This window comes from Streptomyces sp. NPDC014733 (assembly GCF_043083385.1).
In the GTDB taxonomy this organism is placed as follows: domain Bacteria; phylum Actinomycetota; class Actinomycetes; order Streptomycetales; family Streptomycetaceae; genus Streptomyces.
Genome location: NZ_JBIBYO010000004.1, coordinates 196,190 through 221,925, shown reverse-complemented (window position 1 = coordinate 221,925; position 25,736 = coordinate 196,190). Strand labels below are relative to the sequence as shown.

At 71.2% G+C, this 25,736-nt stretch carries 1 protein-coding gene (cut by a window edge); it reads right to left on the bottom strand.

Features of this window, described 5'->3' with window-relative positions; all coding sequences use genetic code 11:
- A protein-coding gene (locus ACF1BH_RS12225) for a protein-glutamine glutaminase family protein (RefSeq protein WP_391642372.1) crosses the window boundary here: on the bottom strand, nucleotides 1–25,736 show its 5' portion. It extends 10,270 nt beyond the left edge of the window; only the first 25,736 of its 36,006 coding nucleotides appear in the window; its start codon is at nucleotides 25,734–25,736; its stop codon lies beyond the left edge, outside the window.

Sequence of the window (25,736 nt, the reverse complement as noted above, 5' to 3'; positions counted from 1 at the left end):
TTGAGGAGGTTCACCAGCTTCTTGAAGCTCTGCTTGTACTCCGCGTACTTGGGGTGCGCGGTGTACGTCCACGACGTCGGCCGGAAGAGCTGCCACTCGCCCTCCTTGTCCGCCTCCTCGTCGTACATCAGGCCGAGGGGGAGGACGGTTTCCTTCGCCGCCTCCGGGCCGCAGGCGAAGACCGACGCGGTGGCCGCCCAGACCTCCAGACCGGCATTGTCCGCCGCTTCCTGACCGGTGGTCGCCCCACTCTTGTCCTTGGCACCGGCGAGGCAGACCAGCAGCACGATCTGCGGCAGCGGCTTCGCCGAGACCTTCTCTTCGGCCTTGGTTTCCGGCTTTTCTTCGGGCTTCTCCTGGGGCTTGGCTTCCGGCTTCGCCTCCGGCTTCGCCTCCTGCGCCTTCTTCGCGTTCAGCATGTCCCGGAGGCTCTTCCGGTGCTTCAGCGTCGTGCCCAGGGCCTCGCCGGTGACTGTGTACGAATCGTCGGAACCGCCCTTGTCGATCACCACCTCGACCAATCCGGGCGCACCGTGTGTCATCGCGAAGTACAGGTCACGTGACTGTTGCCACGGAATGGTGCCCCGCTTGAACGTCTTGACAGTCTCCAGATCGCACTCGTTCAGATCCTCGTCCGTGAGGCCCTTGGGGAAGAGGAGGAAGTGCGATTGCGACAGATCGAAAAGGGTGTTGTTCTCGATGTCTCCGTTGATCTCGGCGTTCCCGTGGAAGACCCGCCCGATGCGGTAGCCGGACGCCTCGCCGGACTTCTTGAGGTGGGCCATCGGACGGCTGATCAGGTCACCGAGCCTGACCAGGACAGACTCCCCGGTCCTGTCCGACCGGGCCTTCACCCGGAGGTCGTTGTCGAGGTAGGAATCGTCCGCACCGGGGCGGCGGAGCGTGATCTTGATGAGGGGCTCTGCCGTGGCCTTGCCCTCGGCCTCGGCTTCGGACGGCTTCACCGCGTCGACCTGTAGCGCGTCCAGGTCCAGCGGCGTGCCGTCCTTCGGGACGGCCTTCTTCGCCGCGTCGCGCAGCAGCTTGCGGAACTGCTTGACGAGGTCGGTGGCGAGCGTCCCGGTCGTGAGCTTCTCGTCCTTGGTGGCCTTCAGCTGGGAGACATCGCCGAAGAGCTGCAGTTCGGCGACGGGCGGTGCCGTCCCGCGCGTCCGGGTGAGCAGGTACAGGTGCACCATGCGTTCCGCGGATTCCTGGAAGTTGATCCCCGGCTTGCGCTGCTTGTCCTCCGACAGCTCGTAGGTCGCCGAGTACCCCTCCTGGGCACCTTCGGGAACCGGCCGCTTCTCCTTCTTCGGCTCCTCCTTCTTCTCCGGTTCCTTCTGCTCGTCCTTGCCCTGCTCCTGCTCCTTCGGCTCTTCCTTCGGCTGTTCCTGCTGCGGGACCGAGGGCGTCAGGCTCTGTTCCTCGGAGGCGGTCAGGGTCTCCGTCAGCTCGGTGGCGTTCGGCGGGGTGGCGGACTTCATCCCGAGGAGCGGGCGCTTCTGCCGAGGCTTCGGCACGGGCTGCTGTGCCGGCGTCGGGGGCTCCGTCGTCGAAGCGGCCGCCTTCGGCTCCTCCGTGACCGTCGGCTCGCTGCTGGTGTTCTTCTGCTTCTCCGTCGGCTTCGGCTTCGCCGCTTCCTGGACGGGGATGCCCAGCGTCACCGGCATCGTGCCGTGCGTCGAGCCGAGGAGCCGGTCGCCGCGGTAGTAGTGGAAGGTGACCAGGACCGAGCCGGAGTGGACCTCCTGCGGGCTGGGGGTCTTGGTGCCTTCGAAGGCGCGGCTGGTGTTCCGCTGGGTGCCGCCCTCGCGGTACTGGATGCCGCCGCTGGCGTTGACCGTGCCCCGGGCGGCGTCCACCCCGGGCGCCCCGCCGGAGGCGCCGAACTGTGCCCGGGCCTGCCACTGCTTGGTGTTGTGCTGGGCCGTACCGAACTGGTTACCGGCCTCGGCCGCCTGCGCGGACTCGGCCTTCTTGTCCACCCGGAGCAGCGTCGGCTTGTCTGTCTGCAGCTCCACGGTCGCCGCGATCCGGAGCTGCTCGCCCTTCTCCTTCCAGAGCCTCACATCGAGGGTGGAGCCCGGCAGCAGGGGCCCTTCCTCGGGCACCTCCACCCGCGCCATGTCGATCAGCCAGGAGCCCAGCGCCTCGACGCCGAACGCGTGCTGCGCCACCTCCTCCCAGGTCTGCTCGCCGGCGCCCTGCTTCGTCCGCCACTTCGTGGCGCCGAAGAAGGCCGCGCCGCCCCGGGACAGGACCTGGTGCACACCGTGCACGGAGTCCAGACCGCGGACGACCCAGTCGTCGGCGGGCTGCTTCGGCCAGGTGAGGGACGGGGTGCTCTCCGTCGGCACGTCCTCCACGATGTAGTCGATGTCGAGCTCGATGGCGCCGACGGCACGGCCCCCGCCGTGCAGCAGCAGGTCGCCGCGGTGCCGGAACAGCTTCTTGTACGCCTCGGTGCCGAGGGTGTTCCGGCGCCGGCCGAGCACGCCGAGCCGCTGGAGCACCTGGGCGAGCCCGGTGACCTGCGGTCGCGGTCCGGCGGAGCTGACCGCGGCCGCGTTCTCCTGGCTGCCGAGCTTCTTCTCGATGCCGCGGGCCCGCATCCGGTCCACGGCCCGCCAGGCTTTCTGGAACAGCCCGTTCTGCGTCGAGACCATCTCGACGAACAGCACGATCTCGCCCTGGTGCTGGGCCGAGGGCGCCTTGGTCTTCGTGGTCGACGAGGACTTTCCGGCAGTGCCCGCCGTGGAGATGCTGTCGTGGCCACGGCCCCGGAAGACACGGACCCCGCCCACCGCGTTGACACCCGGTGCGAACGGGAGGGGGACGCTGAAGTTGGCGGCCAGGCTCCGGCCCTTGGACGACCCGCCCGCGAGCGCGGAGGTGCCGTCCGAGTAGCCGATGTTGAGGTTGCGGTCGCTGCCGCCGACGGTGAACTCGGTCTCGCCGGTCCGTACGCCCGCCGTGGTGACGGTCTGCGTCTTCCCGTCCGACGTGACCTGTGTTTCGTCCTCCACCGTGCTGCGCACTCCGGCGGTGAGACGGAAGTAGCCGCCCGGCACATCGATGATCAGCGGCTGGTCCGCCATCATGGCGCGCAGCTGCTGCCGGACCAGGTTCGTGGTGAGTGCCCTGGCCAGTGCCGTCTTGGCCTGGTTCCAGCCGCGCTTGAAGACCAGCCTCCCCTCGTGGTCGAGGCCATCGAGCAGCTCCACCATGGACCCCGTGGCCGGGGGCAGGACGGCCGCGACGATGTCGCTGTCGCCCAGCCGGCCCGCGTCCTTGATGCGCTGCGGCACACCGGTCAGCGACGGCTGGTGCGGGGCGAGCAGCTTGCCGTCGGCGTCGGTGAGGTCGCGGGTGGGGAAGGCGAGGAGCGCGGTGACCTCGGCCGTGACGACCAGCGGCGTCGGCTCTTCGTCGGTGCTCTCCCCGGACGTCTCCGCAGAGGAGGTGGACGTGTTCGACGCCTGCGGGTCCTCCTTTTCCGAGGTCTCCGCCGGCGGGAGAAGCCGGGCGGGCCCGGACAGCTTGGCGTGCCAGGACTCCGACACGTTGATCGTGAAGGTGAAGGTGACCGAGCCGTCGAAGAGGTCGTACTCCGTGACGGTCTTGCCCGTGTTGGGCGCGGCGCTGCCCGTGTCCATGGCGCGGCCGGTGCTGACGTCCTCGATCTGGGTGGCGGCGTACTGCACCGTGACGACCGGTGCCTTGACGTCCGCCTGATACGTGATCTGGGAACGGTCGCGCCGGTCCACCATGTGGCCGGTGCTGCGCGCCCCGGCGGTGCCGGTCTCCACCTCGAACTTCTTGACGTGCCTGCGGTGTTGCAGATCGTGGAAGGTGATATCGGTCAGGGACACCTCGGCGACGACGCCACCGGCCGCCACGAGGACGGGGGGCATCGCCTCCCGGTTCCGGCTGAGCTGCGGGATGCGGGGCCGCAGCGACTGCAGGTTGAAGTGCGGCGTCAACTGCTCCTCGACCGCCGGCCAATGGGCCTTCCCGAACCGGCCGTGCAACGCCTTCCGCAGCGCCGAGAGCGGCCAGCTGTCGTGCTCCCGGCTCAGGCCGAGGCTGAGCACATGGTCGGTGGAGGCCAGCCGGTGCCGGGCGACCCACTCCGGCGGGTGCGGGACCGGGGTCTCCGCCTTCTCCTTGCCCTTCCCCTTCTCCTTGCCGGTGTCCTTCTCGGTCTCCGTTCCGCCCGTGGCCTTCGTGGCGGACGACGAGGAGGCGACGGCGGACGACGAGGCGGCGGACGCACTCGTCCCCTCCTGCGGTGCCAGGGCCGCCATGCGGAGCTTCTTCTCCGCCGCCAGCTCGTCCTCGCGGATGAACACGTAGCCGCCGTCGACCTGGGTGCACAGCGACTGCGGGATGGCGACGAGGAAGGGCAGGGTGGCGGCGCCGGTCGCGCCCACCTTGGTCTTCTCCTGCGGGCCGGCGGTGCCCTCCGTCGGCTGCAGGGTGACGTCCTGCGGCTTCTTGAGCGTGGGCGGCTTAGGGACGCCCTTCTCGTCCGTGACGTCGAACCACACGGTGGCCTCGCCGGCGAACACCGCCATCGGCTCGGCGTACTTGATGCTGTCGATGTTCCGGGACTGGTCGCCGGACCGGTCGCCGGTGCGCCGGCGGACCGCCTTGCCCTTGCCGCCCATGCCTTCGATGAAGCTCTTCTCGGGCAGGGTGATGTGCCCGCCGAGAGCGCCCTCACCGCCCAGCTCCGTCCAGGTGATGACGCGCCGGGAGGTGCCGTTCGACATCTCGCTGAGGATGTTCAGCTCCGCGCCGTCCACCGACCGCAGATAGCGCAGGGCCTGGAGCCGGCCCTGGGCCGCGATGGTCAGATGCTTCTTGCCGACGGCGTTGCCCAGGGGGGAGCTGGTCAGCTTGCCGCCGCGGGTGAGCCAGGCCAGCCCGGCGCCGAACCGCTCCATACGGAAGCTGCTGTGGGCCTCGTCCTTGAGCTCCTGCCACTCGTCCTCGGTGAAGTGCTCCAAGCCGATCGCGTCGATCCGCTCGCGGATCATCACCGGTGTCTTCGTGGTCTGGCCGGTACGGCTGACCTGCGGAATCAGATGGATGTCGCCGCCGGCGAACACCCCGTGGACGACCGCCGAATCGGGCAGCCCGCCCTTCCCGGACGTGCCGTGCCACACCGAGAAGGGCGGCCGGTGGATGACCGTGCCCGGGCCGAAGACCGACTCCTTGAGGACCCGCGGCTGCTGCGTCGGCTCCGGCCGTTCCTCGTCGGGCCCGCGGTCGGCGAGGAGCTGCTCGGCCCACGTGGTCCGGAAGACCGTGGCGTGGTCGGTCTCCTCGGTCTCCGAGGTCTCGGAGAGGGTGCGGAAGCCGACGGTGGTGAAGGCGGTCGTGGGCTGCTGTGCGGCCTGGCGCCGGCCGGACGTCGCACCGTTGCCGCGGAGGAACTCGACGCGGAGGAAGGCCACACCGTCGAAGAGCGAACCGGGCACCTTGGCCTTGGTGGCGGCACCGGTGCGGCTGGCCGACGACTCGATGACGACGCCGTCGTCACCGGTCTGGCCCTGGACCTGGCCGACGGCCTTGAGCGGCGCGCCGCCCATCGGCGCGACCTGGCCGCGGACCGCACCGGACTTCCCGGTGCCGGTGGAGGAGACGGTGGTCACCGTGCGGTTCACATCGGTACCGACGTTGAACTCGGTCTCCACCGTGTCGTGGACATGGCGCATCGCGGCGAGTTCGGTGGAGAACAGCACCGAACCCAGCCCGTCCAGCAGGTCGATCTCCAGCGGTTCGCCGTTCATCGTCGCGGTGAGCTGGCCGTGCAGCACACCGAAGTCGACGCGGTCGAGCAGCTGGGCCCGCACCTGCGGCCAGTCGTCGCCGAACACCTCGGCGCCGATGTCGTCGACGGACGGGCCACCGGCGAGCTGCTGGGCGAGAACGTCCTCCATACCGTGCAGCCGCTCGCCGTGGAGGTCGGAGGCGTACACGTCGACGACGACGTCGGTGGAGCCGATGGCGCGCAGCTCGCGGATGCGCGCGGGGGGCAGCCGGTGCTGGTCGGTCGCCTTGCTCTTCGCGTCCGGGCCCCACTGCGTGATCGTGTGGTCGGTCCCGTTCCACGCCGTGGTGTGGTCGGCCGACTCCCAGGCGGGAACGCGCAGGACCGCGCCGAGCGAGGCGGTGAGTCGCTGGGCGGGCGCCTCCTCGCCGCCGGACTCCGGCTGCGGGAGGGGGAGCGGCTTGTCCTTGCGGAGCCGGGAGGGCAGGACGCCGGTGGACCGCACCTTCGAGAAGTCGAGCGTGAACTCCGCGTCGAGGCTGATCTCCAGCGCCTCCGTCGGGGTCTTGGCCCGGGCGAACATCCGGTCCAGCTGCTCGGTGGTGGTGCCGTTCGCCGACTGGTACCGGCCGTTGCCGGAGAAGTCGAACCGGGTGAAGGGGACGGTGACCCGCACACCGGCGCCCGCCCCGGCGTTCCAGCCCGACTCGTCGAGGTAACCGGCGCCGGCGCCGGACTCCGCGCCGTTCTCGAACTCGACCTTGGGCAGGGTCTTGACGGTGGTGGGGTTCTTGAACGTCACCCCGACCTCGACGTCACCGGCCCAGCCGGGCACCTCGATCGGCACCGACCGCTTGGCCCCCCGGCTCATCCCGGACAGCCAGGGCTTGAGCTGCGGCGTCCCCAGGTAGGCGACCAGCTGCTGCTGCACGAGCGTGGCCGTCTCGTCGCCGAACGCCGCGACCAGCTCCGGCCGCACCGCCTCGACCAGAGCGTCCGGGGAGTCCCCCAGCTTCTGGAGGTGGTCCCCGGCGCTCAGCTGCCCCATGCCGAGCCGCGACGGCGGGGCCGGGAGCTGCGGCGCGGGCACGGTGGGCTGCTGCCCGCTGCCGGAGGTGGACGCCTCGGCGTTCGCCACCGTCTGGCTCGAGAGCGGCTGCTCCGGGACGAGCGGGTGCGTGCTCTGCTCGTCCAGCTCCTCCTCCGAGCCCTCCTGACCGCCCGTGGTCCCGCTGCCGGACACCGCGTTCCGCGTGGACGGCGCCGGAGCCTGGGCGGTGATCAGGACGGTGCCGTCCGCGCCCGGCTCGCCCCACGTCAGGACGTGGCCGGCGGTTGCCGTGTCACGGTCGAGTTCGGGGCGGATGAACCGGTTCTCGAACTCCGCGCGGCTGAGCACATCGCCGTACGCGAGGACGGTCCCGTCGTCCTGGCCGGTGGCCTGCCAGAGGAGGACGCCCTCCCGCGGGTCCATCTCCTGGGCCCGGAGCAGGTCGAGCAGCGCCGTGTGGGACTGGTCCTCGACCTTCCAGCCCGGAACGTAGTAGCCGGACGGCGTACGGACCGCGGAGCCCGGCACACCGCCCGTGCCCAGCACGGTGGCCTCCGGCGTGAACCACAGGGACAGCAGGTCCGGGACCTTGAAGATGTGCTGGAGCCGGCCACCGCCGTACGACAGCTTGTCGCGCTTGTTGACGGTGTCGAGCCACAGCACGACATACGCGTCGCTGTAGCCGTGGTGCTGCACATACGTACTGCGCGAGGCGCCGTCGACGCGGTGCATCGCCCAGCCGGAGCTGGTGACGGACCGGGTGTGGGTCTTGTCGTAGGCGACCCCGAGGTTCGGGGTCGCGGAGCCGAACTTCCGGCTGAGGCCGACCGAGAGGCCGCTGCCCTGCCCGTGGCCCGACGACAGCCCGTTGTTCTGGGAGCCGTAGTCGCTGCGCTCCGTCGTCACCTTCAGCCAGCCCTGCGCGTCGCCGATCTGCGCGGGGACGATGGCGAGGTGGAGCGTCCCGACGGTGTCGGTGAGGGGGCCGCCCGCCGCCCGCAGATCCGGGCCGATGACCGTCGGGGTGCCGTTGAGACCGTGCAGCTCCATGTGCCGGAACAGGACGCCCGTGTGGAAGAAGTGCGACAGACCGCCCTCGGGGAACCCGCCGCTCTTGACGAGGTCCCTGGGCCTGCTGCCGGACTGCGCCAGCCAGAACTTGATGCCGGTGTCGAACAGCTTCCGTACCGCGACGGGGTTGAAGGTCACGCCGACCGACTTGCTGAGCACCGCGGCCGCCGGGATCTGGTGACGGACCAGCGCCTGCCCGAACGCCAGCAGATCGGCCTGCTCGACGGGCCGGGTGGCCAGGGGACGCGGGACCGACCCCGGCAGCTCCGGCTTCCACAGCTGGTGGAGCACGGGGAGCGGGATCGCGAACTGCTCCCGCACCGGGACCGTCACCCGGTGCGTCCGGTGGCTGAGGGCCTTGTAGACCCGGCCGGCCATCCGCGCCAGGTCGACGGTGACGGTGGTGGCGCCGCGCGACGGCACCACCGTCTTCTCCAGCGTGATCTCCAGCTCACCGTCGACCAGGAACCCGGCCAGCGGGCCCTCGACGGTGTGCCCGTCGTGACGGCGCGTCAGGGTCCGCGCGTTCTGCGTCTGCGAGGACGACGACGTGCTGCTGAAGGACGTCGAGAGGGCGGAGAAGGTTCCGGTGAGGGTGTGACCGGTGGACCGGCCCCGGGTGAGGGCGAGGTCCTCGGCGCTGTTCCACTGGACGTAGTTGCTGATGGTGCCGTTCACCAGCTGCTGGTTGAAGCGCGCGCCCTTGCCCTTCGGGTCGCGGTTGTACCGGAGCCGCAGCTGGTAGTGCTTGCTGTGCAGCGGTCCGGGCACCACGGTGTGCAGGACCATGCCCGCACCGAGCATCGCGGGCGCCATCGCGTGCAGGCTGCGCGGCGCGAGGACGGAGTCCAGCGAGCCGGACAGCGCCGGCGGCGGCGCCGTCGCCGAGCCCTGGAGGTGGCCCTGCACCCAGCGGTGCTCGAACGCCTCGTCGGCGTGCTCACCGAACAGCTCCCGGATCGCCTTCTTGAGCTGCTCGAAGAGGGCTGCCGGGCTCTGCGGGGTGTGGCCGAGCGCGCGCGAGGCGGGCGACAGGACGAGGGGGGACAGGAAGCGCTCACTGGCCACGGTGGGCGGGAGCGTGGTGACGTCCAGGACCTCGGGCACCTGCGGCAGCAGGTCCGGGGCGGGCGCCGGCCACTGCGGGCTGAGGAACGTGATGCCGTTCTCGACGGGGACCTCGACCTGCTGGGCCACCGGCGACCAGTTGCCCAGCTGGTTGGTGCCGTGCGCCTGGACGGTCAGCTTCCACACCACCCGGGCGGTGTGCTTGCGGTGCGGGACCTTGTCGTGCGCGATGTAGCGGCCCGGGTTGACGTTGGTGATCTCCGAGACGCTCGTGCCCTTGCTGGGGGAGTGCGCCAGCCCGTAGCCGGCGCCGCCGGTCAGCTCGCCGGAACCGCCGGAGAAGGTGGCGGAGTGGTTCTGGTTGCCGTGGTTGGTGGTGACGCTCTTGGCGCCGGAGAAGCCCGCCGAGTACTCGGCCAGGTCCATCGTGCTCAGCTCGAAGGTCTCCGCCGAGGCCACCACATGGGAGATCTGCGCCTCGTAGTCCAGCCGGATCCTGCGGTCGGTGACGACACCGTCCAGCGCGAGATGCAGGGCACCCGCGCCGGAACCTATGTGCAGCGCGGCGACCAACTGGTCGTGGGTGAGGGCCGTTTCGAGGTGCAGCTGTGCCTGGTACAGCGGAACGCCCTGCGCCACGAGGAGTTCCAGTGCCTTCGCCCGGACCTCGGCCGCGTCGGCGACGCCGAGCACCCGGTCGTACTGGGTCAGCGTGAAGGCGTCGCTGGAGGTGGCCGGGGTACCGGTGACCGGCGTGGGCAGCGCGGAGTCCTTCGCGGGCACCGGGATCAGCCACCGCGCCTCGCCGGTGATCTGCCGGACCGGCGTGGTGTGCTCGGCCGGCGACGCCTGGTCGTGGCGGGCCGCCGCATGCAGCTTCCGGAGCTTCTTGTTCAGCTCCCCGAGCGGCTGCGGCGCGGCGACCCGCTCGACGGTGACGGAGGTGAACAGCGCGATCCGGTACGTCAACTGGTGGGCGGCGCCCGAGTAGTTGAGGCCGGAAAGGACGTACGCGTACGAGGTCAGACCGTTCTTGTCGGTCCTGCTGCGGGAGAACAGCTTGATGTCGCTCGCATGGGAGACGTGGTCGCCCCAGCCGGTCGACAGCCCCAGGGTCAGCGCGGCCTTGGAACCGTGCGACTCGGTGTTGGTGAAGTCCCGCATCGCGCTGGGCCACAGGTCGAAACCGCCCTGCTCCAGGTAGACCGCCGACAGCGGGGTGACGTTCCCCTCCTCGTCGGTCAGCCGCTCGGCGCGTACATGGAAGGTGATCACCTCCGTGTCCCCGTCGGCCAGCGGCCGCAGCAGGATGCGGTGGAGACCGTCCTCGCTGAACAGCGCGGTGAAGCGGGCGTTCAGCGACTGGGTGTGGAAGTGCGTGTCGAGGAAGGTGTCGAAGGACCGCAGCTCCTCCGGGGACCACTCCGGCATACCGGTGGCCCGCTCGGCCTCCAGGAACTGGCGGATCAGCTGGGCCCGGACGTCGGTGGGGGCCGGCCGGCTCGCGCCGGACGTCCGGGAGAGCCCCGACAGGCCGACCGGGCCGTGCAGCCCCGCGCTGCCCTTCGGCGTGCTCAGCTCGGTGGGGATGACCGGCAGCGGCGCACCCGGCACCGGCGTGAAGACGAGCGGCTCGGTGGCGGTGGCGGTGGCGACGGCGCCGTTCGCGTCGGTGTCCTGGGTCTCCTCGGCGACGACGCGGCCGAGCGCGTCCTGGAAGGTCCCGGCCAGCTCCTCGGGCACCCGGATGACGACCGACACACGGATGGTGTGCTCCCGGCCGATGGGGTCGCCGAGGGGCCGCGAACCGGCCTCGATCTCCAGGTCCAGCAGGTACGGCACGGTGTTGCCGTTGTAGCGGACCGAGTGCCACCGGCCGCCGCCGACGTCCCCGGAGGTGCTGAACGACGTCGACGTGCCGAGGTCCAGCTTCACCGGCGCGGACAGCGAGAGCCACGACGGCATCTGAGCGGCCTCCGGGCCGAACGACGCACCGCCGCTGAGCGAGAAACCGCTGCCGGAGCTGGTGGAGGCGCCCTGCAGTTCGAGCCAGCGGCTGTTGAGGACGGCGGGGACGGCGGAGGGCCCGCCGATGCGCCGGAGGCCGAGCAGCTGGCCCCGCAGCCGGGTGGTCAGGCTCTTGCCGTCGCTGAGCGCCGTCTGCGGCAGCGGCATCCCGCCGTCCAGGATGCGGGTCAGGTCGCTGAGGAAGTTCAGCTCGTTGATCCGGTTGTGCAGGAACTCGTGCAGCGCGCTGCCCGGGCGGGCCTCGGTGTGGTAGTCGCGGAGCAGCCGGTCGCGGATCGCACCGACCCCGCCGACCTGCTGGGGGATGAAGAAGAACCGCAGCAGCTCGGCGGTGAGCCGGGTGGCCGCGTGCGGACCGGGGGCGGCGCCCAGACGGGCCTGCCACTGCGTGCCGGAGTCGTCACCGGCGAGCGCCACCAGCTCCGTCGGGAACGCGACGTGGAGATCGCCGGGCAGCTGGTGCGTCTGCTCCTGCGGCTGCACCCCCGGACCGGTCGTGGTGACGACCAGCTGGGCGTCGGCGAAGGCGAAGTGCGACAGCTCACCGCTGAGCCCCAGCGAGGGGTTGCTGTACGCGTTGATGCTGCGGCTCTGCCCGTAGGACTGCGACGACGACAGGCTGACGCCGGCCTTGGGCGTGATGGCGGCACCGCTCAGCGACTGCGGGAAGCTGGCGCCCACGGAGGCGGAGCGGCTGTTGCCGATGGTCTCGCCGGTCCCCGTCGAACGGTCCGACGCGGCCTCCTGCAGCCCGATGTTCTTCTCACCGTACGGCCGGTAGGGCGACTCGGTGAGCGAGGCACGGTCCCGCGCGATGTCGGTGATCTGGACGTGGACGGTGTGCTCGGAGCGGCGGGCGCCCGGGACGAGGACGTCCAGTCCGCCGTCGACGAGCCGCCGGGCGAAGTCCCGGGCCCCCAACTGCGCGATCAGCGCCCGGATCTGGCTCCGTACCGAGGTCTCCAGGTGCGCCCGGAGCGTGGCGTCGCTCTGCGGCAGCAGCCCGACGACCAGGTCCTCGAAGTGGGTCTCCGGCGTGGTACCGGACGGCTCGCCGGAGCCGCTGCGCTGCCGGGGACGCGGCAGCGAGGCGCCGTCGAAACGGGTGCCGTGGAAGGAGATCACGGTGCCGAACATGCCGAGGGGGTAATGCGCCTCCTCGGTGTCGGTGCCGTGCGTCGCGCCGAAGCCGATCGGCGGGACGGCCTTGTCGAAGAGGTCCGCCAGGCCCGCCAGCGCCTCCTCGTCCGGCTCGCCGATGAGCGCCGGCGCGGTGAGCGTGGTGAAACTCGCCCGGATCTCCGCCAGCGCGTCGGGGAACGTCCCGGCGCCGCCCCGGCGGAGCGTGGCGTCGGCGTTCAGGTCGAGGGTGGATGCCTGGCCCGCACCGGTGAACGTCAGCTCCTCGGTCCGGTACACCGCCCGGCCCTCGGGACGGACCCAGAGCACCGTCCCGGCGAAGTTGGCCGCGTACAGCCGGAAGGAGGCGCCGTGGTCCGGGAGCGCCACCACCAGCGAGACCGACCCCGGGCCCGCCGCATCGAGTTCCCGCGCGACCTGCGCGAGGACCGACTCCAGCTGCCCGTGGCGCCGCACGAGGGCCTCCGCGACCCGCAGGTACTGCTCCTGCTGCGCGGACAGCCCGCCCTGCGAAGCGCCCGAACCCGCCTCGTCCGTCACCGCGTCGTCGCGCTGCGTATCCGTCTGCGGGGGGAGCGGGGGTGCGGACTGGGTGGGCAGGGTGCTGAGGTCGAGCGTGGTCCCGATGGCGCCGGCCGCGGCGACGAGGGCGTCCGGGGTGAGCGGGTGACCGCGCCGCTTGGCCTGCTGTGCGGCGTCGATCAGCCGGCGGCGGTGGTCGTCGGTGACGGTGACGGGGCCGAAGGCCGCGTGGACCAGCGTGTCCAGCGTCTTGACGGTGAAACGGCCCAGCGTGCTGCCCTGGTGACGCTCGATCACCTCGGCGAGCCGGCGCAGCGTGACCAGCACGGACAGGTCACGGTCGGTGCGGCGCGCGGCGGCGTAGAGGTGGTCGTGGACGGTGACCACGTCGACGGTGCGCAGCAGCTGCGTCTGGTCCAGCGGGGGCGGGCCGCCGGCCCGTCGGCCCGGTGCGAACAGGCCGCGCCGCGAACGGATCCGGAACGTGAGCGTGGCCAGCTGCGCCACGGACAGCTGGGGGTAGGACGTGGTGACCGGGTTGGTCTCGGCGGCGCTGCCGTCGCTCTCCGCGGTGAGCCATCCCAGCGGGAGCCACTGTTCCCGCAGCTCCGTGTTGAGCGGGGGGACCTCCGTGGCCGTCGGGCCGTCGAAGTTCTTCGCGTACTCGCGGGCGGCGTTGACGAGGAATTCCGGTCCGGTCAGCGTGGAGCTGGCGTCGATGAAGTTCTGGAACTGGAGCAGCTTGGTGGTGTGCTGCTGGACCCAGGAGACGTAGTCCTCGCCGGGGGCCATGGCAGGCACCTCGGGGTCGGTCAGCTGGGCGAGCACATGGCGCAGGTACGCGGACCGGGCAGGGGTGACGATCAGGTTGTTGCCGTAGTCGCCGCGGGCGTACCGGTAGCGGGCGACGCTCTCCAACTGCTCGGCGGGGGTGGCGCCCAGTGGCAGCCCCGCGTCGCGCAGGCGGTTACGGACCCGCTCGAAGACGGAGTGGTCCCGCAGCATCGGCGCCATCAGCGGAAGGTTGGGCCCGTCCGCCGCCATCTGCACCGGCGACGAGGGCAGGGTGAAGGACCCGGGGGCGATGTCGACGTCCAGATACACACCGCCGTACAGCCACAGCAGGGAGTAGCGGATGATGTCGCTGGCCGCGGGATAGGCGCCACGGGTGGCGGCGAACCCGGCGAGCGCGCGCACCTTGTCGCGCACCGCTTCCGGCAGCTGGTCGTAGAGCGTCGCGTCATCGATGCTCCGGACGGTGACGGCGGACAGCTCGCCGGTGAGCAGCGGGCCGTTGGCCGTCCGCGCGGAGGCGTCGAGCCAGAGGTTCACCGTCCAGCCGGTGCCCGCCGCCCGCGCCACCCAGGCGCGCAGGTTCTCCCGCGCGCCGTCGCCCATCCGGCCGCCGATCCACACGAAGTGCAGGTCCTGCGGGACGGGGACGAGCGTGCCGTCGGTGCCGCCCACCGTCAGCTCACGCGGCATCTCCATGAAGGTCAGGTCCTGGAGGGTGCCCCAGTTGCCGGTCGCGGCCTTGGCGTCGAGCTGCTGTTGCAGGGCGTTCGGGGCGTGCGGGGCGCTGCTCTGGGGCACCGGCCGCGGCACCTCGACGAGCCGGGGCGGCCGGGCGGCCCGGGCGACGGTCCCCGCCGCGGGCCGGCGGTTCGGGTGGAACGCGAGGAACTTGCCGCGGTTGCCGTGGGCGTCGGGGTAGACGAGGAAGCTGAATTCCTTGACGCCCGGGGTGAGCGCCAGCTTGGTGGTGGCGGCCGCGACCTTCATGCCGGTCACATCGGCGATGGTCTGCGCGATCGACATGCCGTTCTCGTCCTGGGCCGCCGCCTCACAGGCGGCCAGCACGATCCAGGCGTCATCCTTGGCGCGGGCCCGGAGTTCCCTGACACTGGCACGCTTGCGGAGCACGCCCTTGGCGAACTCCTCCGCGGACATCCGGACCGGCTTGTCGTTGACGGAGACGCTCAGCCAGCCCTTCTCCGCGTGCAGCACTGCCAGGTACACCTGGTCGCCGGGCTGGTACGGCACGGTGTCGATCGCGTCCGGCGACACCGTGGCGAAGCCGCCCTTCGACTGTTGGGGGTCGAAGTGCGCGAAGTGCGGATTGGTCAGATCGAGGTCGACGAGCGTGCGTGCCCGGTCGAGGGTGTCCTTCTCGGTGTGGAAGGACCGGCCCACGGGCCGGTTGGTGCCGGGCGCGACGATCACCAGGTTGTCGAGGTCGCCGGCCGCGACGGTGTCGCCGTCCGCCGTCTTGAGGTACAGCGTCGTGGGGTCCGCTTCCCGGACCACCACCGGGCGGCGGGGGGCGAGCTTCGCGGACCACGCCTGTACCACCGGGTCGTCCGCCGTGTGCTGCGCGTGCGCGACGGCTCCGGCGTCCCGCAGCCAGGCCCCGGCCTTCCGCGGGCCCGGCACCGTTCGCCGCGGCGCCCCGGCGGCCTGCGTGTGGTGCTCCGGCACGACGATTTCACCGTCGGCCCAGTACGCCATCTCGGCGTCCAGGGGCGCCTCCCGGATGATCCGGTCGATGTCCAGCTCGTCCGTGCCGGTGTGCGCCGGGTGGCCGGGCGGCAGCAGAGAGGTCAGCTGAGCCATCAGGTGCATGTCGTGCGTCAGCAGCCCGTACAGCTGGAGCCGGTTGTACATGTCCACGGCCCAGGTCTGCACGCCCGCCGCGTCCAGGTGGCCGGCGGGCCCCTCGTACGCCTCCCGGAGCAGGCTGCGGGTCTCCTGCTCCGCCGTGTAGGCGGTGAGCTGGTCGAGCAGGTGCCGGTGCAGCTCGTCCGCCTGCCGCATCGAGGTGAACGGAGCGCTCCCCGGGCCGGGGAAGTGGTAGGCGAACGGGTCGGTGATGACGGTGACCGCCGCGTTCGGGAAGAGGGAGCCGTTGATGTCGGTCCACTCATGGGGCCGCGCCGCGTGCGCGGCGTTGAGCTGTTCGACGACCTGCTCCGTCGGGCCTTCGAGCAGTGCCTCCCCCTCGGACGGCGACACGCCGATCGTGGCCAGCCACTCCTGGTAGGGCAGCGGCCCCCTCGCCAGCGCCGTGTCCAGCACCGTGAACACGGTGGAGCCGTCGTCCAGGCGCACGTCCACGCCGACGGCGATGTGGTAGTGCCACTCCACCGTTCCGGGTGTGCCCGGTCGGGCGTCCAGCGCGAACTCCGAACGCACCGTCAGGAGCGGGTTCGCCCGGGCGACGGTGATCTTCCGGACGGGCGCACCGTACTGGTGGAGCTTCATCGCCGCCAGGTGCGCCCGCAGATAACACCCGTCCTCCGGGTGCTTGTCGGGCATCGGCATCTCGCCCAGCTCGGGGTGCTGGTACCGCATCTCTTCGAGGTACGCGTACCAGGCCCGGGCCTGGTCGGGCGTGGCGGTCTCCTGGAGTGGTCCGTCACCGAGCAGCACGCCGATGGCCGGCCCGGATTGCGGCGCCGCGGTGAGCAGCGTCTCCCGCAGCTCCGTGCCGGTGAACGTCGTGTACGCGTCCTCGACGCCCCACACCTTCCGCAGATCACGCCCGAGGTGCTGGAGCTGCTGGAACGCCTGCTCCAGCAGGCCGTGCTGCACGCGGAAGTGGAGCACCTGCGCGAACGCCTGCACCTGCGGCAGCTGCGACGTCTGCACGCCCTCGGCGGTGTGCCGCAGGTCGATGTCCCAGTCGTCGAGCGGATTCCGCGGGCCGTAGAAGTGGACCAGGGCCTGCACCGCGTATGCCGCGTCCAGCCGGCCGTTCGCCTGGGCCAGGTACAGCGCCTCGGGCAGGGTGAGCTGGGAGAGCTGGAAGAAGGTGTGGTCGAAGGCGTCGGCGGCGAAGATGTCGGCGGGCCGGGGCCGGGTGTGCAGCAGCGCCACCAGCTGCCCGGGTGCGACGGGCTCCTGCCCGCCGAGCAGGTGCGACAGCTCCAGCGCGGCCCACTCCGCGTCCGTCAGCGCGGGCATCGGCACGCCGAAGGGGTCCTCGTCGAGCGGCAGGACCGGCACGGTCGACTGCGTCGGCGGCACGGTGACCGGGTCCGTCGGCCCGTGCACCGTGGTGGGCCCGGCGAACGCGTGCGGCGTGGCCCGCTGGAGAGCCTCCCGCCGCGCCGTGGCGTCGGCCAGCGCCTTCCGCGCCGCGTCGAGCTTGCCGGAGGCGTCGTCGAGGGCCTGCTGGAATCGGGTCGGCGCACCGGTCCCCGACGTGTTCCTGGCGCTCCGGTCGGCCGCGAGCAGCGCGTCGTACCTCCGCAGCGCCGCCACGACATCGCGCTGAGCCCGCCGGACATCCTGCTGGACCCGCAGGGCGTCGGCGCGGGCCTCGGCGGTCGCCGGCACATCGACCGGGTCCTGCGTCACCGTGACGGACGAGGGCGCCTGCGGCAGCGGTTCGGAGACGAGCTGCACCGGTGCGGTGACGTCATCGGACACCGGAGGAGCGGTGGTGGCCTCCGGCGTCCCGGACGTGACGGACTCTTCCGGGAGCGACCCCTCGTGCTCCGCGGTGTCCGTCGGGGTCTTCGCGGTGGACGGCTTCCGGGTTTGGTCGTGGGTGTGCAGCCAGGACGTGGCGAGGTCGCGCGGCGCCCACAGCGCGCGGTAGACGCCGAAGAAGTCCTCCTGGTGCTCGCGGGCGAGACGGATGAGATCGGCCTCGTCGACGGGGCGGCCGTCGGCCAGCTTCCGGTACGCCTCGGCGGCGGCCTGCAGCGCGCCCGGCGCGTCCGCCTCGAAGTGCAGGTGCGCGGGCAGCTCGTGCTCCAGCCGCTGGAGGCGGCGTCCCCAGTCCACCAGGCCGCTGAAGAGTTGGTCGGGCTCGGACAACGAGCCGCGGAGCGAGGTGCGGAAGGTGTCCGCGACACGCGTGCGGAACGCCTCGAAGGCCCGGTCGGCCGCCTCGTCGTCCAGCGTCTTTCCGGGGTTCGCGGACCGCCAGTCGGTGAGCTGCTCGGTGAAGATCTTGTCCGCCTGCGCCAGCGCGGACAGCTCGGCCGCGGCGACCGTCAGCTGAGACTGCAGTTCCTCGCCGCTGAGCTTCGCGTAGCCGGCCTCCCAGTCCTCGAAGCTCTCGGGCCCCCAGCCGTGGCCGAAGGTCCGGGCGAACGCGTCGCTCACGCTCGCCGCGAAGGAAGCCTTCACGGACCGCGCCGCGAGCGGCAGCGCCTGTTCCGGTGTGAGTCCGGGGAAATGCGAGAGGAACTGCGTCGCGAGGCGGGACGGCTCGCTCAGCGCGGCGACGGTGGTGTCGAAGTCCTGCCAGGACCGCAGGACGACGGTTTCGCGCGCCAGCTGCACGGTCAGCCGGTGGGGCAGGGACTCCAGCACGGCGTGGTACTGCCGCTTCCACTGCTCCAGCCCGGCCGCGTCGTCGCCGTGCACCGCGGCGGCGAGGCCGTCCGACTTGTGCCGGAGGAAAAGCTCCTCCAGCGCGGTGTGCATCTCCGCACGGATCAGGTCCGCACCGCTCCGGGAGAGGCCGGCGTCCAGTGCGCCGAACTTTTCCAGCAGCGTCTTCTGGTCGTCCGTCAGTTCGCTGGTGAGGTTCTGCCGCACCGCGTCGAACCGCTGGTCTGCGTGGGCGAGTTCCGACGCGAGGTACGCCCGCAGGTCCAAGGCGGCGGGCAGCCCGTCGAGCAGCCGGCCCAACTGCTTGACGCCCCGGCGCAGGTTCCTCCGCAGGCGGTTGCCCCGCGCGTCCTTCTCCGTCGCGAACGTCGCCCGGATGTGGACGTCCAGCTCCTGCGCGAAGCGCGCCCACTCCTCCTGCACGACCTGCTCGGCGAGCCGGTCGTCGAGGGTGTGGGCGGGCCCGGTTTGCCCGGCGGCGGGCAGGGCGTGGCGCCAGGCGTGCGCGGCACGGTCGAATGCGGCTCGTGCCCTTTGCAGGGCCTGCGCCCGCGCGGCCTCCAGGGTCTTGTGGGCCTCCAGCGCCTCACGGATCTCCTGCGGACCGGAGCCCACCTCACGGACGCGCAGCGCGTCGTCGCTCAGCTGCTGCGCCTGCTGCGGCGACAGCTCGTCCGCGTTCTCCGTCAGCCAGGCCCGTACGGTCTCGTGGTCCTGCCGCCGGGCCGCGGCGTCCCGGGCCGCCTGGTCGAGCAGGCCCTCGTACACCGTCTGCAGCTTCTGCTCGGCCGTCCGCAGGGCAGGGATCCGCCAGTCGTCGGAGGGGACGTGCGAGGGCGCCGGGGTGTACGCGACGGTCGCGTCGCCGGGCTGCGGGTTCTCCCTCAACTCAGCGATCCGGTCCAGCTCCCGCACCCGCGCGGCGAACGTCTCGGTGATCTCCTCCAGGGCGTGGGGGGCGCGCTCCAGCTCCTGACGGGCCTGCGTCCGCAGGGCGTGCTGTTCGGTCTCGAACCAGGTGACGGTCGGCTCGCTCCAGCGGTGCCGGAGCGGGCCGAAACCGGCCATCCGCCTGTTCAGCTCCGTGTCGAGGTGCGACATCGGCTCGGCGAGGTCGGTCAGGCGCAGCGCGGCGGCCCGGAACGCCTTGACCGCCGCGGGCGCCGGTTCCTGGGCCCGCTCCTCGGGGGTCTGGGCGGCCCGCAGTTCGAGGTACTCCTGCTTCAGCTCGGCCAGGTGGGCGTCGTACCAGTTCCGGGCGTTGTGGTCCCAGTGCGGCTGGTACTTGTTGAGATTGTTCTCCCAGAGCTTGTGCTGGATGACGCCGGGCCGCGCGGTGAGCGGGCCCGCCGCCAGCGCCTGGCCGAACTCCTCCTTCAGGACCTGCCGGTCGTGCCACGTGCCGTACGCGCGCTGCCATGTGGACAAGGTCGCCTCGGTGGCGATGCCGGCCGCCTCGGTGTCGGTCCTGCCCTCCTCGACGGCACGCTCGAAGTGGTCGGAGAACTCCTGCTGGATCCGGTTGGCCGCGGAGGTCCGCAGGAAGCCGGAGGCCGTGTGGCGGGACCGGAGGCGGGAGTAGTGGTCCCAGGAGCGCTGCCGGGCGGAGCGCTGCTCCTCGGCGCCGGCCTCCTTCCCGGCGGCGTGCTGCTGAAGATCCCGGGAGCGGCCCGGGGACTTCTGGCCGACGGCGGTCTGCTGCGCGGCCCCGGTCTGCTCCTGCGAGGTGACGTGCACCTGCTCCTGCTTCTGGACCTGCTCCTGCGAGGTGACGTGGTCCTGCTTCTGGACCTGGTCCTGCGAGGTGACGTGGTCCTGCGGCTTCCGGTCCGCGGTGAGCTGTTCCGGCTTCCGGGTGTGCTCCGCGACCTTCTGCTCCGAGGAGAGCTGCTGCGTCGGGGCGGTCTCCTTCCCGGGGGCGTGCTGGAGCGGCGTCGTCTCCTGCGGCGTGTGCTGCTGCGTCCCCGCGGGGTCGTGAACCTTCTGCTGATCGAGGGAGTGCTGGGCGGAGCCGGGGGAGCCCGTGCCGTCCGGTTCGCTCCTGGGCGTCGCCGTGCCGTGCTTCTGCAGGTTCTCCGACAGCTGGAGCTGCTTCGCCGTACGGGTCTGCTCGACGCCCTGCCGGAACGCGTCGCCGGTGTTCTTCTCCGTCGTCAGCCACGAGGTGAGATCGGTGGCACCGGGGTTGCGGAAGTGGTCGTTCAGGGCCACCCAGTCGTCCCGGAAGGCGGACTTCACGTCGGCGGTGCCGAACCAGTCCTTGGGGTGGCCCCCGTCGCCGTTGGCCCAGTGTTCGCCGAACCTGGACTCGAAGACCTGACCCGCCTCGAACGTCGCGTGGTGACGGGCGGCGTCCCGGTCCAGGTAGGTGTAGCGGTCGTTGTGGAGACCTGCGGCCTCTTCGCGCCATGCGCGCAGCGCCGGGTCCAGCTCACCGCCGATCAGCATCTGCTTGCCGGTGCGCAGATCACCGAGGTGCTTCTCGGCGGCCTGCTCGATCTTCGCGGCCAGCTCGTCGCCGACGCGGTCCAGCGTGACCTGGTCGTAGTCGCCAAGGAGGTCGTTGTCGACGGCCTGACGGGTCTTCGTGATCTGCGCGTCGACCTCCAGGTGGTACTTCACGCGGTTGGCGAGCGCCCGCTCGTTCAGCATCAGGTCGACGGCGTCCCGGCTCTTCTGCACCGCGTTGCCGAGGGCGTGCCCGTCCCCCGTCACCTTCGGGAGGTCTGCGAACGCGTCGTTCACGGCGGCCGAGAGGTCCTTCTCCAGGCTCTCCAGCGCCTTGGTGAACGGGGCCTCACCGACGCCGATGTCGTGCCGGAAGGCGGCGTCCGCCAGCTTGTCCTCGATGCCCGGAAGCACCTCCTGCTTCACCCGGAGGTGTTCGCGCAGACGGGTGGCGCCGCTGTGCAGCACCTCATCGATCGCGTGCTGCCGGTCGAGCCCGTCCGCATGGAGCTGCCGCATGTCCTTGTAGGTGTCCAGCAGCTGGTCACGGACGGTGCGTCGCCAGCTCTCCCGTTCGCCGCCGAAGCGGAAACCGTCGCTGCCGGTGTCCACCCCGCCCTTGGCGGCGGCGGTGTCGTAGTGCTCCATGAACTCGTCGGTGCGCGTCTCCACCTCCTTCGCGAAGGCGAAGCGGTCGGCGGGGTCGCCCAGCTCGTGGAGGTCGGCCGGAGTCAGCTCCTTGCCGTCCGCGGCCTCCAGCTTGGCCTCGGCGTCCGCGGTGTACTTGGACTTGACGAGGTCGACGACATCCTGGGGGAGCGACTCGCCCTTGACGCCCGGGCCCGACAGGTACGCGTCGAACGCCTGGGTGTTCTTCGGGTCCAGGGCCGTGCCGCGGGCCCGTGCGTCGAAACGCTCCGGCAGCCCGTCGATGAGCTTCCGGCGGATCTCCGTCCAGGAGTCCGTCAGGGACTTCTGCTCACCGGTGACGGCCTTGCCCGGCACGGGCGACTCGGTGAGCTTCTTGAACTCGGCGTGCAGGTCGGCCGTGACCTCGTCCACGACGGCCTTGATGTCCGCGGCGGCCGGCTTGAACTCGGGAAGCCCGGCCAGTTCGCGGAAGGCGGCGGTCTCCTTCGCCTGCGCGAGGGCGGCGATGTCGGCGGAGCTGAGCGGCGTCTTGAGCCGCTGGGTCGGCGGCTTCCACAGCTCAGCCGCCTCCTCCACCTCGGACTCGAGCTTCCACAGCTGCACGTTCCGCTCGTTCGCCACGTCCAGGACCTGCTGGTAGTGGCTGATGAGCTGGTTCTTGGCCGCGGCGTGCTGCGCCGCCAGGGCGGGGTGCTGGTAGGGCGCGCCCGGGCCCGGGTGCGTCCAGTCGCCGCCGCGGAGGTGGCCGCCCGCGTGGACCTCGTCGAAACCGGACAGCCACGAGTGCTGGAAGTCCGCCTTCAACTGCGACGCCAGGGCGGGGTCGATGTCGGTCCTGCCGCCGACGAGGTCGTCCCATGCCCGGTCGGCCTCGGCGGCCACCTTCGGCAGCTGATCGGCGGTCTGCGCCAGCTCGGGCGCCGCGTTCTTGAGGTCGGTCAGGGTCTTGTCCAGCCGGGCCACCGCCTCGTCCACCTGTGCGGCGGAGTAGCCGGTGGTGCCGAGCCCCTTGCGGACGTCGGCCACCGCGTCCTTCGCGAGGTCGTGCAGCCGGGAGCGCACCCAGTCGCCCTGCCCGCCGAGTTCGTTCGCGTGCGGGAAGGACGTGGGGCCGTGCGCCTGGACCTTGGCCTCGAAGTAGAAGCGGTCGAGGATGCTGCTTTCCAGCTTGGACAGGCCGGACGCGGTCTCGGCAGGGATGTCCGACGCCTCGGCGCCCACCGGCTTGCTCTTGATGTCGGTGAGCAGCTGCTCCGCGTCGTTCTTGAGGGAGGCGTGGACGCTGTCGGCGTGCTGGAGCCGGTCGGCGATCTTCTGCCCGAAGTCCTTGTGCAGGAGCGCGTTGTCGATCTCGTCCGGCAGCTCCGAGACGAAGCGCCGGACGTCCTCCGCCGCCTGCAGTTCGGCTTCGAGCTGCTTGACGATGTTGTCGTGCTCGGCGCCCCACTTCTTGAGCGCCTTGTCCTCGGCGATCTTGAGGTCCTTGCCGCCGAGCTTGGGCGTGAGCTTCTTCGGCAGCGGCTTGTGGAGCGCCTTGGCGCCCTCCTCGCCGGCCATCTTCGCGAAGTGGTTCCGGGCACCGTCGTGGAAACGGTCGCCGAGGGCCTTCAGATCGCTGTGGGTCCAGCCGGGATCGGTGTCCGCCGCCGCGGCCAGCCTGCTGTCGATGTCCTTGTGCGTCTGGCCCAGGATCTCGTCGAACGTGTTCTTCCGGATGGTCTGGTCGATGATCCCCTTCTTGATGTCATCGGCCATCGAGGTGAACTGGTCCCGCGCGTCCGGGACCTTCCAGTGCGGCTTCTCCTTCAGCGGCCCGTAGGCGGCTTCGGCGGCCTTTTCGAGGCTGGAGCGGTACTCCTTGAGGGCGGAGTCGGCGAACTCCTTGTCCAGCCCCTTCCATTCCGTCTTCGCCTTGCTCACGAGGTCGTCGATCTGGTGCCCGACCCGCTCCTCCAGGCGGTACAGCTGGGCCCGCCCGCGGTAGGTGCCGTTCATCCTGTTCAGTTCGCGCTGCCATGCCTTCTCGGCCTTGGCGACCTGAGCGGTGGTGACGTCCGGGTTGTCGCGGAGCTCCTTGAAGATCTTCTCGTGCCTGGTGCGCAGCTCGTCCACGGCCTTGTCGAAGACCGTCTGGCGCTCGGCGGTGTTCAGGTCCTTGAGCGCCTTGGACGTGTGGGCGCTCTTGGTGAACTCCTTCTGCGCCTTCTCCAGCCCCGCCTGGAGGTGTTCCTTCGAGGCCAGTTCCTTGACCTGATCCGTCGCCTTCAGCCTGTCGGTGAACTCCTTCTTCACCGAGCCGCTGACCTCGTCCCACTTGGCCTGCTTCCGGCCCGGCGTGAACTTGTCCGTGAGCTTCTTGACGGTGGACGAGGCGCCCGCCTGCTCCTTGGCGGCGTGGGCGTGGGCCCCCTCGCCCACGTCGTGCTTCGCGGCGGGCGTGGCGTGTCCCTCGCCCTTGGCGGCGCCGGACTCCGGCGTGTGCGAGGCGGACCGGTGCTCTGCGGTGACCTTTTCCTTGCCTTCGGCCCCCGCCGTGTGCTCCTCGGCGGCCTTCTTCTCGGAGGACGCGGAGGTGTGCTCGGTGTCCTCGGCGGAGGCGTTCGTCTCGGACTTGGCCCCGGACTTGGTCCCGGTCTTCGTTTCCGCCTTGGTCTCGGCCTTGGTCTCCGCCTTGGTCTCCGCCTTCGTGCCGGTCTTCGACGGCGTGTGCTCACCGCTCTTGTCCGCGGCGGTGGCCTTCGACGAGGTGGACGTCGAAGAGGTCCCGGACTGCGTTTCCTTGGCGGTGGCGGACGCCTTCCCCGTGTCCTTCGCGACGGCCGATTCCTTCGCTGCCGACTCCTGAGCGTGCTGCTCCTTCCGGGCGGACGAGCTCTGGTTCTGCTTCTCGGCCGGGCCGGTGTGGTTCTGCTCCGTCTTGGTGGTGCCCGCGGGTTCGTTCTTGGCGGTGGTGCCGGTGTGCTCGGTCTTCGCGGCGCCGGTGTTGCCGGTCTCGGCCTTGGCGGCGCCGGCGTTGTCCGTCTTCGCGTTGCCGGTACCGGTGGCCTCGGTCTTCCCGGTGCCCCCGCCGACGTTCTCGGACTTGGCGGTGCCCCCGCCGGCGTGCTCCGTCTTCGCCTGCTGCCCGACGGGCGTCTCGTGGGCGGCCTTCTGGGACTGGCCGCCCGCCGTGACGTTCCCGTCCTGCGCCTTGACCGGGGTCCCTTGGGAGCCGGTCTGCTGGTGGGTGCCCTCCTCGCCGACGCCCGCCTCGTTCTTGCCGCTTTGACCTGCGGACTGCTGGGGCGTGTGGTCGGCCTGATCCGACGTCTTCGTGTGCGTCGGGGACGCGGTGGAGTGCTGCTCCTCGGTCGGATTGCCCTTCGCCGAGGTCTGGTTGTTCGGGGCGTGCTCGTTCGCCGAGGTGGGCGTACCGGTCTGCTTGGCGCTGCCTTCCGGCGCGCCGGCGGCGGTGCCCTTCCCGCCCGTTGAGGACGGGTGGGCCGTCTCGGTCGGGGTGGACGTCTTCGACGTGGCCGGGGCGTGCTGCTGGCCGACGGCCGACGAGGTCTCCGTGTGCGTGGTGTTCGGGGTGCTCTTGGCCCCGGGGGAGCCGGTGGCCGAGGTTTCCGGACGTGTGACGTTCGCGTTGGCCTGCCCCGGCTCGACCGTGGTCTTTCCGCCGGTGAAGCCGCCGTCGTTCTTGACGGGCCCCCCCTTCGGGCCGCCGGTGAAGGTCTCGCCGGGTCCGCCCTTGCCGGGCGTCGGCCCGTTCGGCGTGAACGGCGTGTTCTCCGCGGCGCCGCCGAAGCCCTTCGCACCGCCGACCGGTGTCATCCCGCCGGGCGACTTGAGCGTCGGGGCGGCGCTCCCGGCGAAGCCGTTGCCGGGGGCGCCGGTGACCCCGCCGCCGTGGGGCGCGGTCATCTCGGTCGGCTTGATGTCGGGGGACTTGACCGACGAGCCGCCGCCGAAGCTGAGGTCACCCAGCCCCTTCTTCGCCATCCCGGCGCCCTTGATGGCGGGGCCGATGAGGCTGCCGGCGCCCGCGAGGCCCGCGTTGAGGGCCTCGTTCTTCCACCAGTCGGCGCTCCCGAAGTCAGGCATGGCGGTGCCGGTCACGGCCGAGGCGAGCGCCTGTGCGGCCATGTCGAAACCGATCTGGGCACCGGCCTGGATGGCCACGTCGGTGGCGACACCGGCGGCGAAGACCGCCGCTGCGGCGGCGCCCTCGATGACCGCGCCCATGGCCTCCAGCACCGCGGTCATCGCCGTGAGGATCGAGCTGAGCGGCAGCAGCACCGCCAGGCCGATGGCGGCGATGGCGGGCAGGAAGAACTCGATCAGTGCCTTGATCGACTCCATCTGCGCGTCGTGCAGCTCCTCCGCCTGCAACTGCTTGATGTAGTCGCCGAACGCGTTGATCTTGTTGCCGACGTCCCGCGCCTCGTCCACGGCCATCTGCATGCGCGTGTTGTGCAGGGTGTTCCAGGCGTCCTGGACGACGTTGTTCGCGTCGCCGCTCCACTGCATCCCGTGGACGGACGCGTCCATGGACGACATTTCCTCCCACAGCCGGTCGCTGAAGTCGATCCACGCGTTGCCGAGCGCGTAGATGCTGTCGGTGACAGTCGGATCGGGTTCGTACAT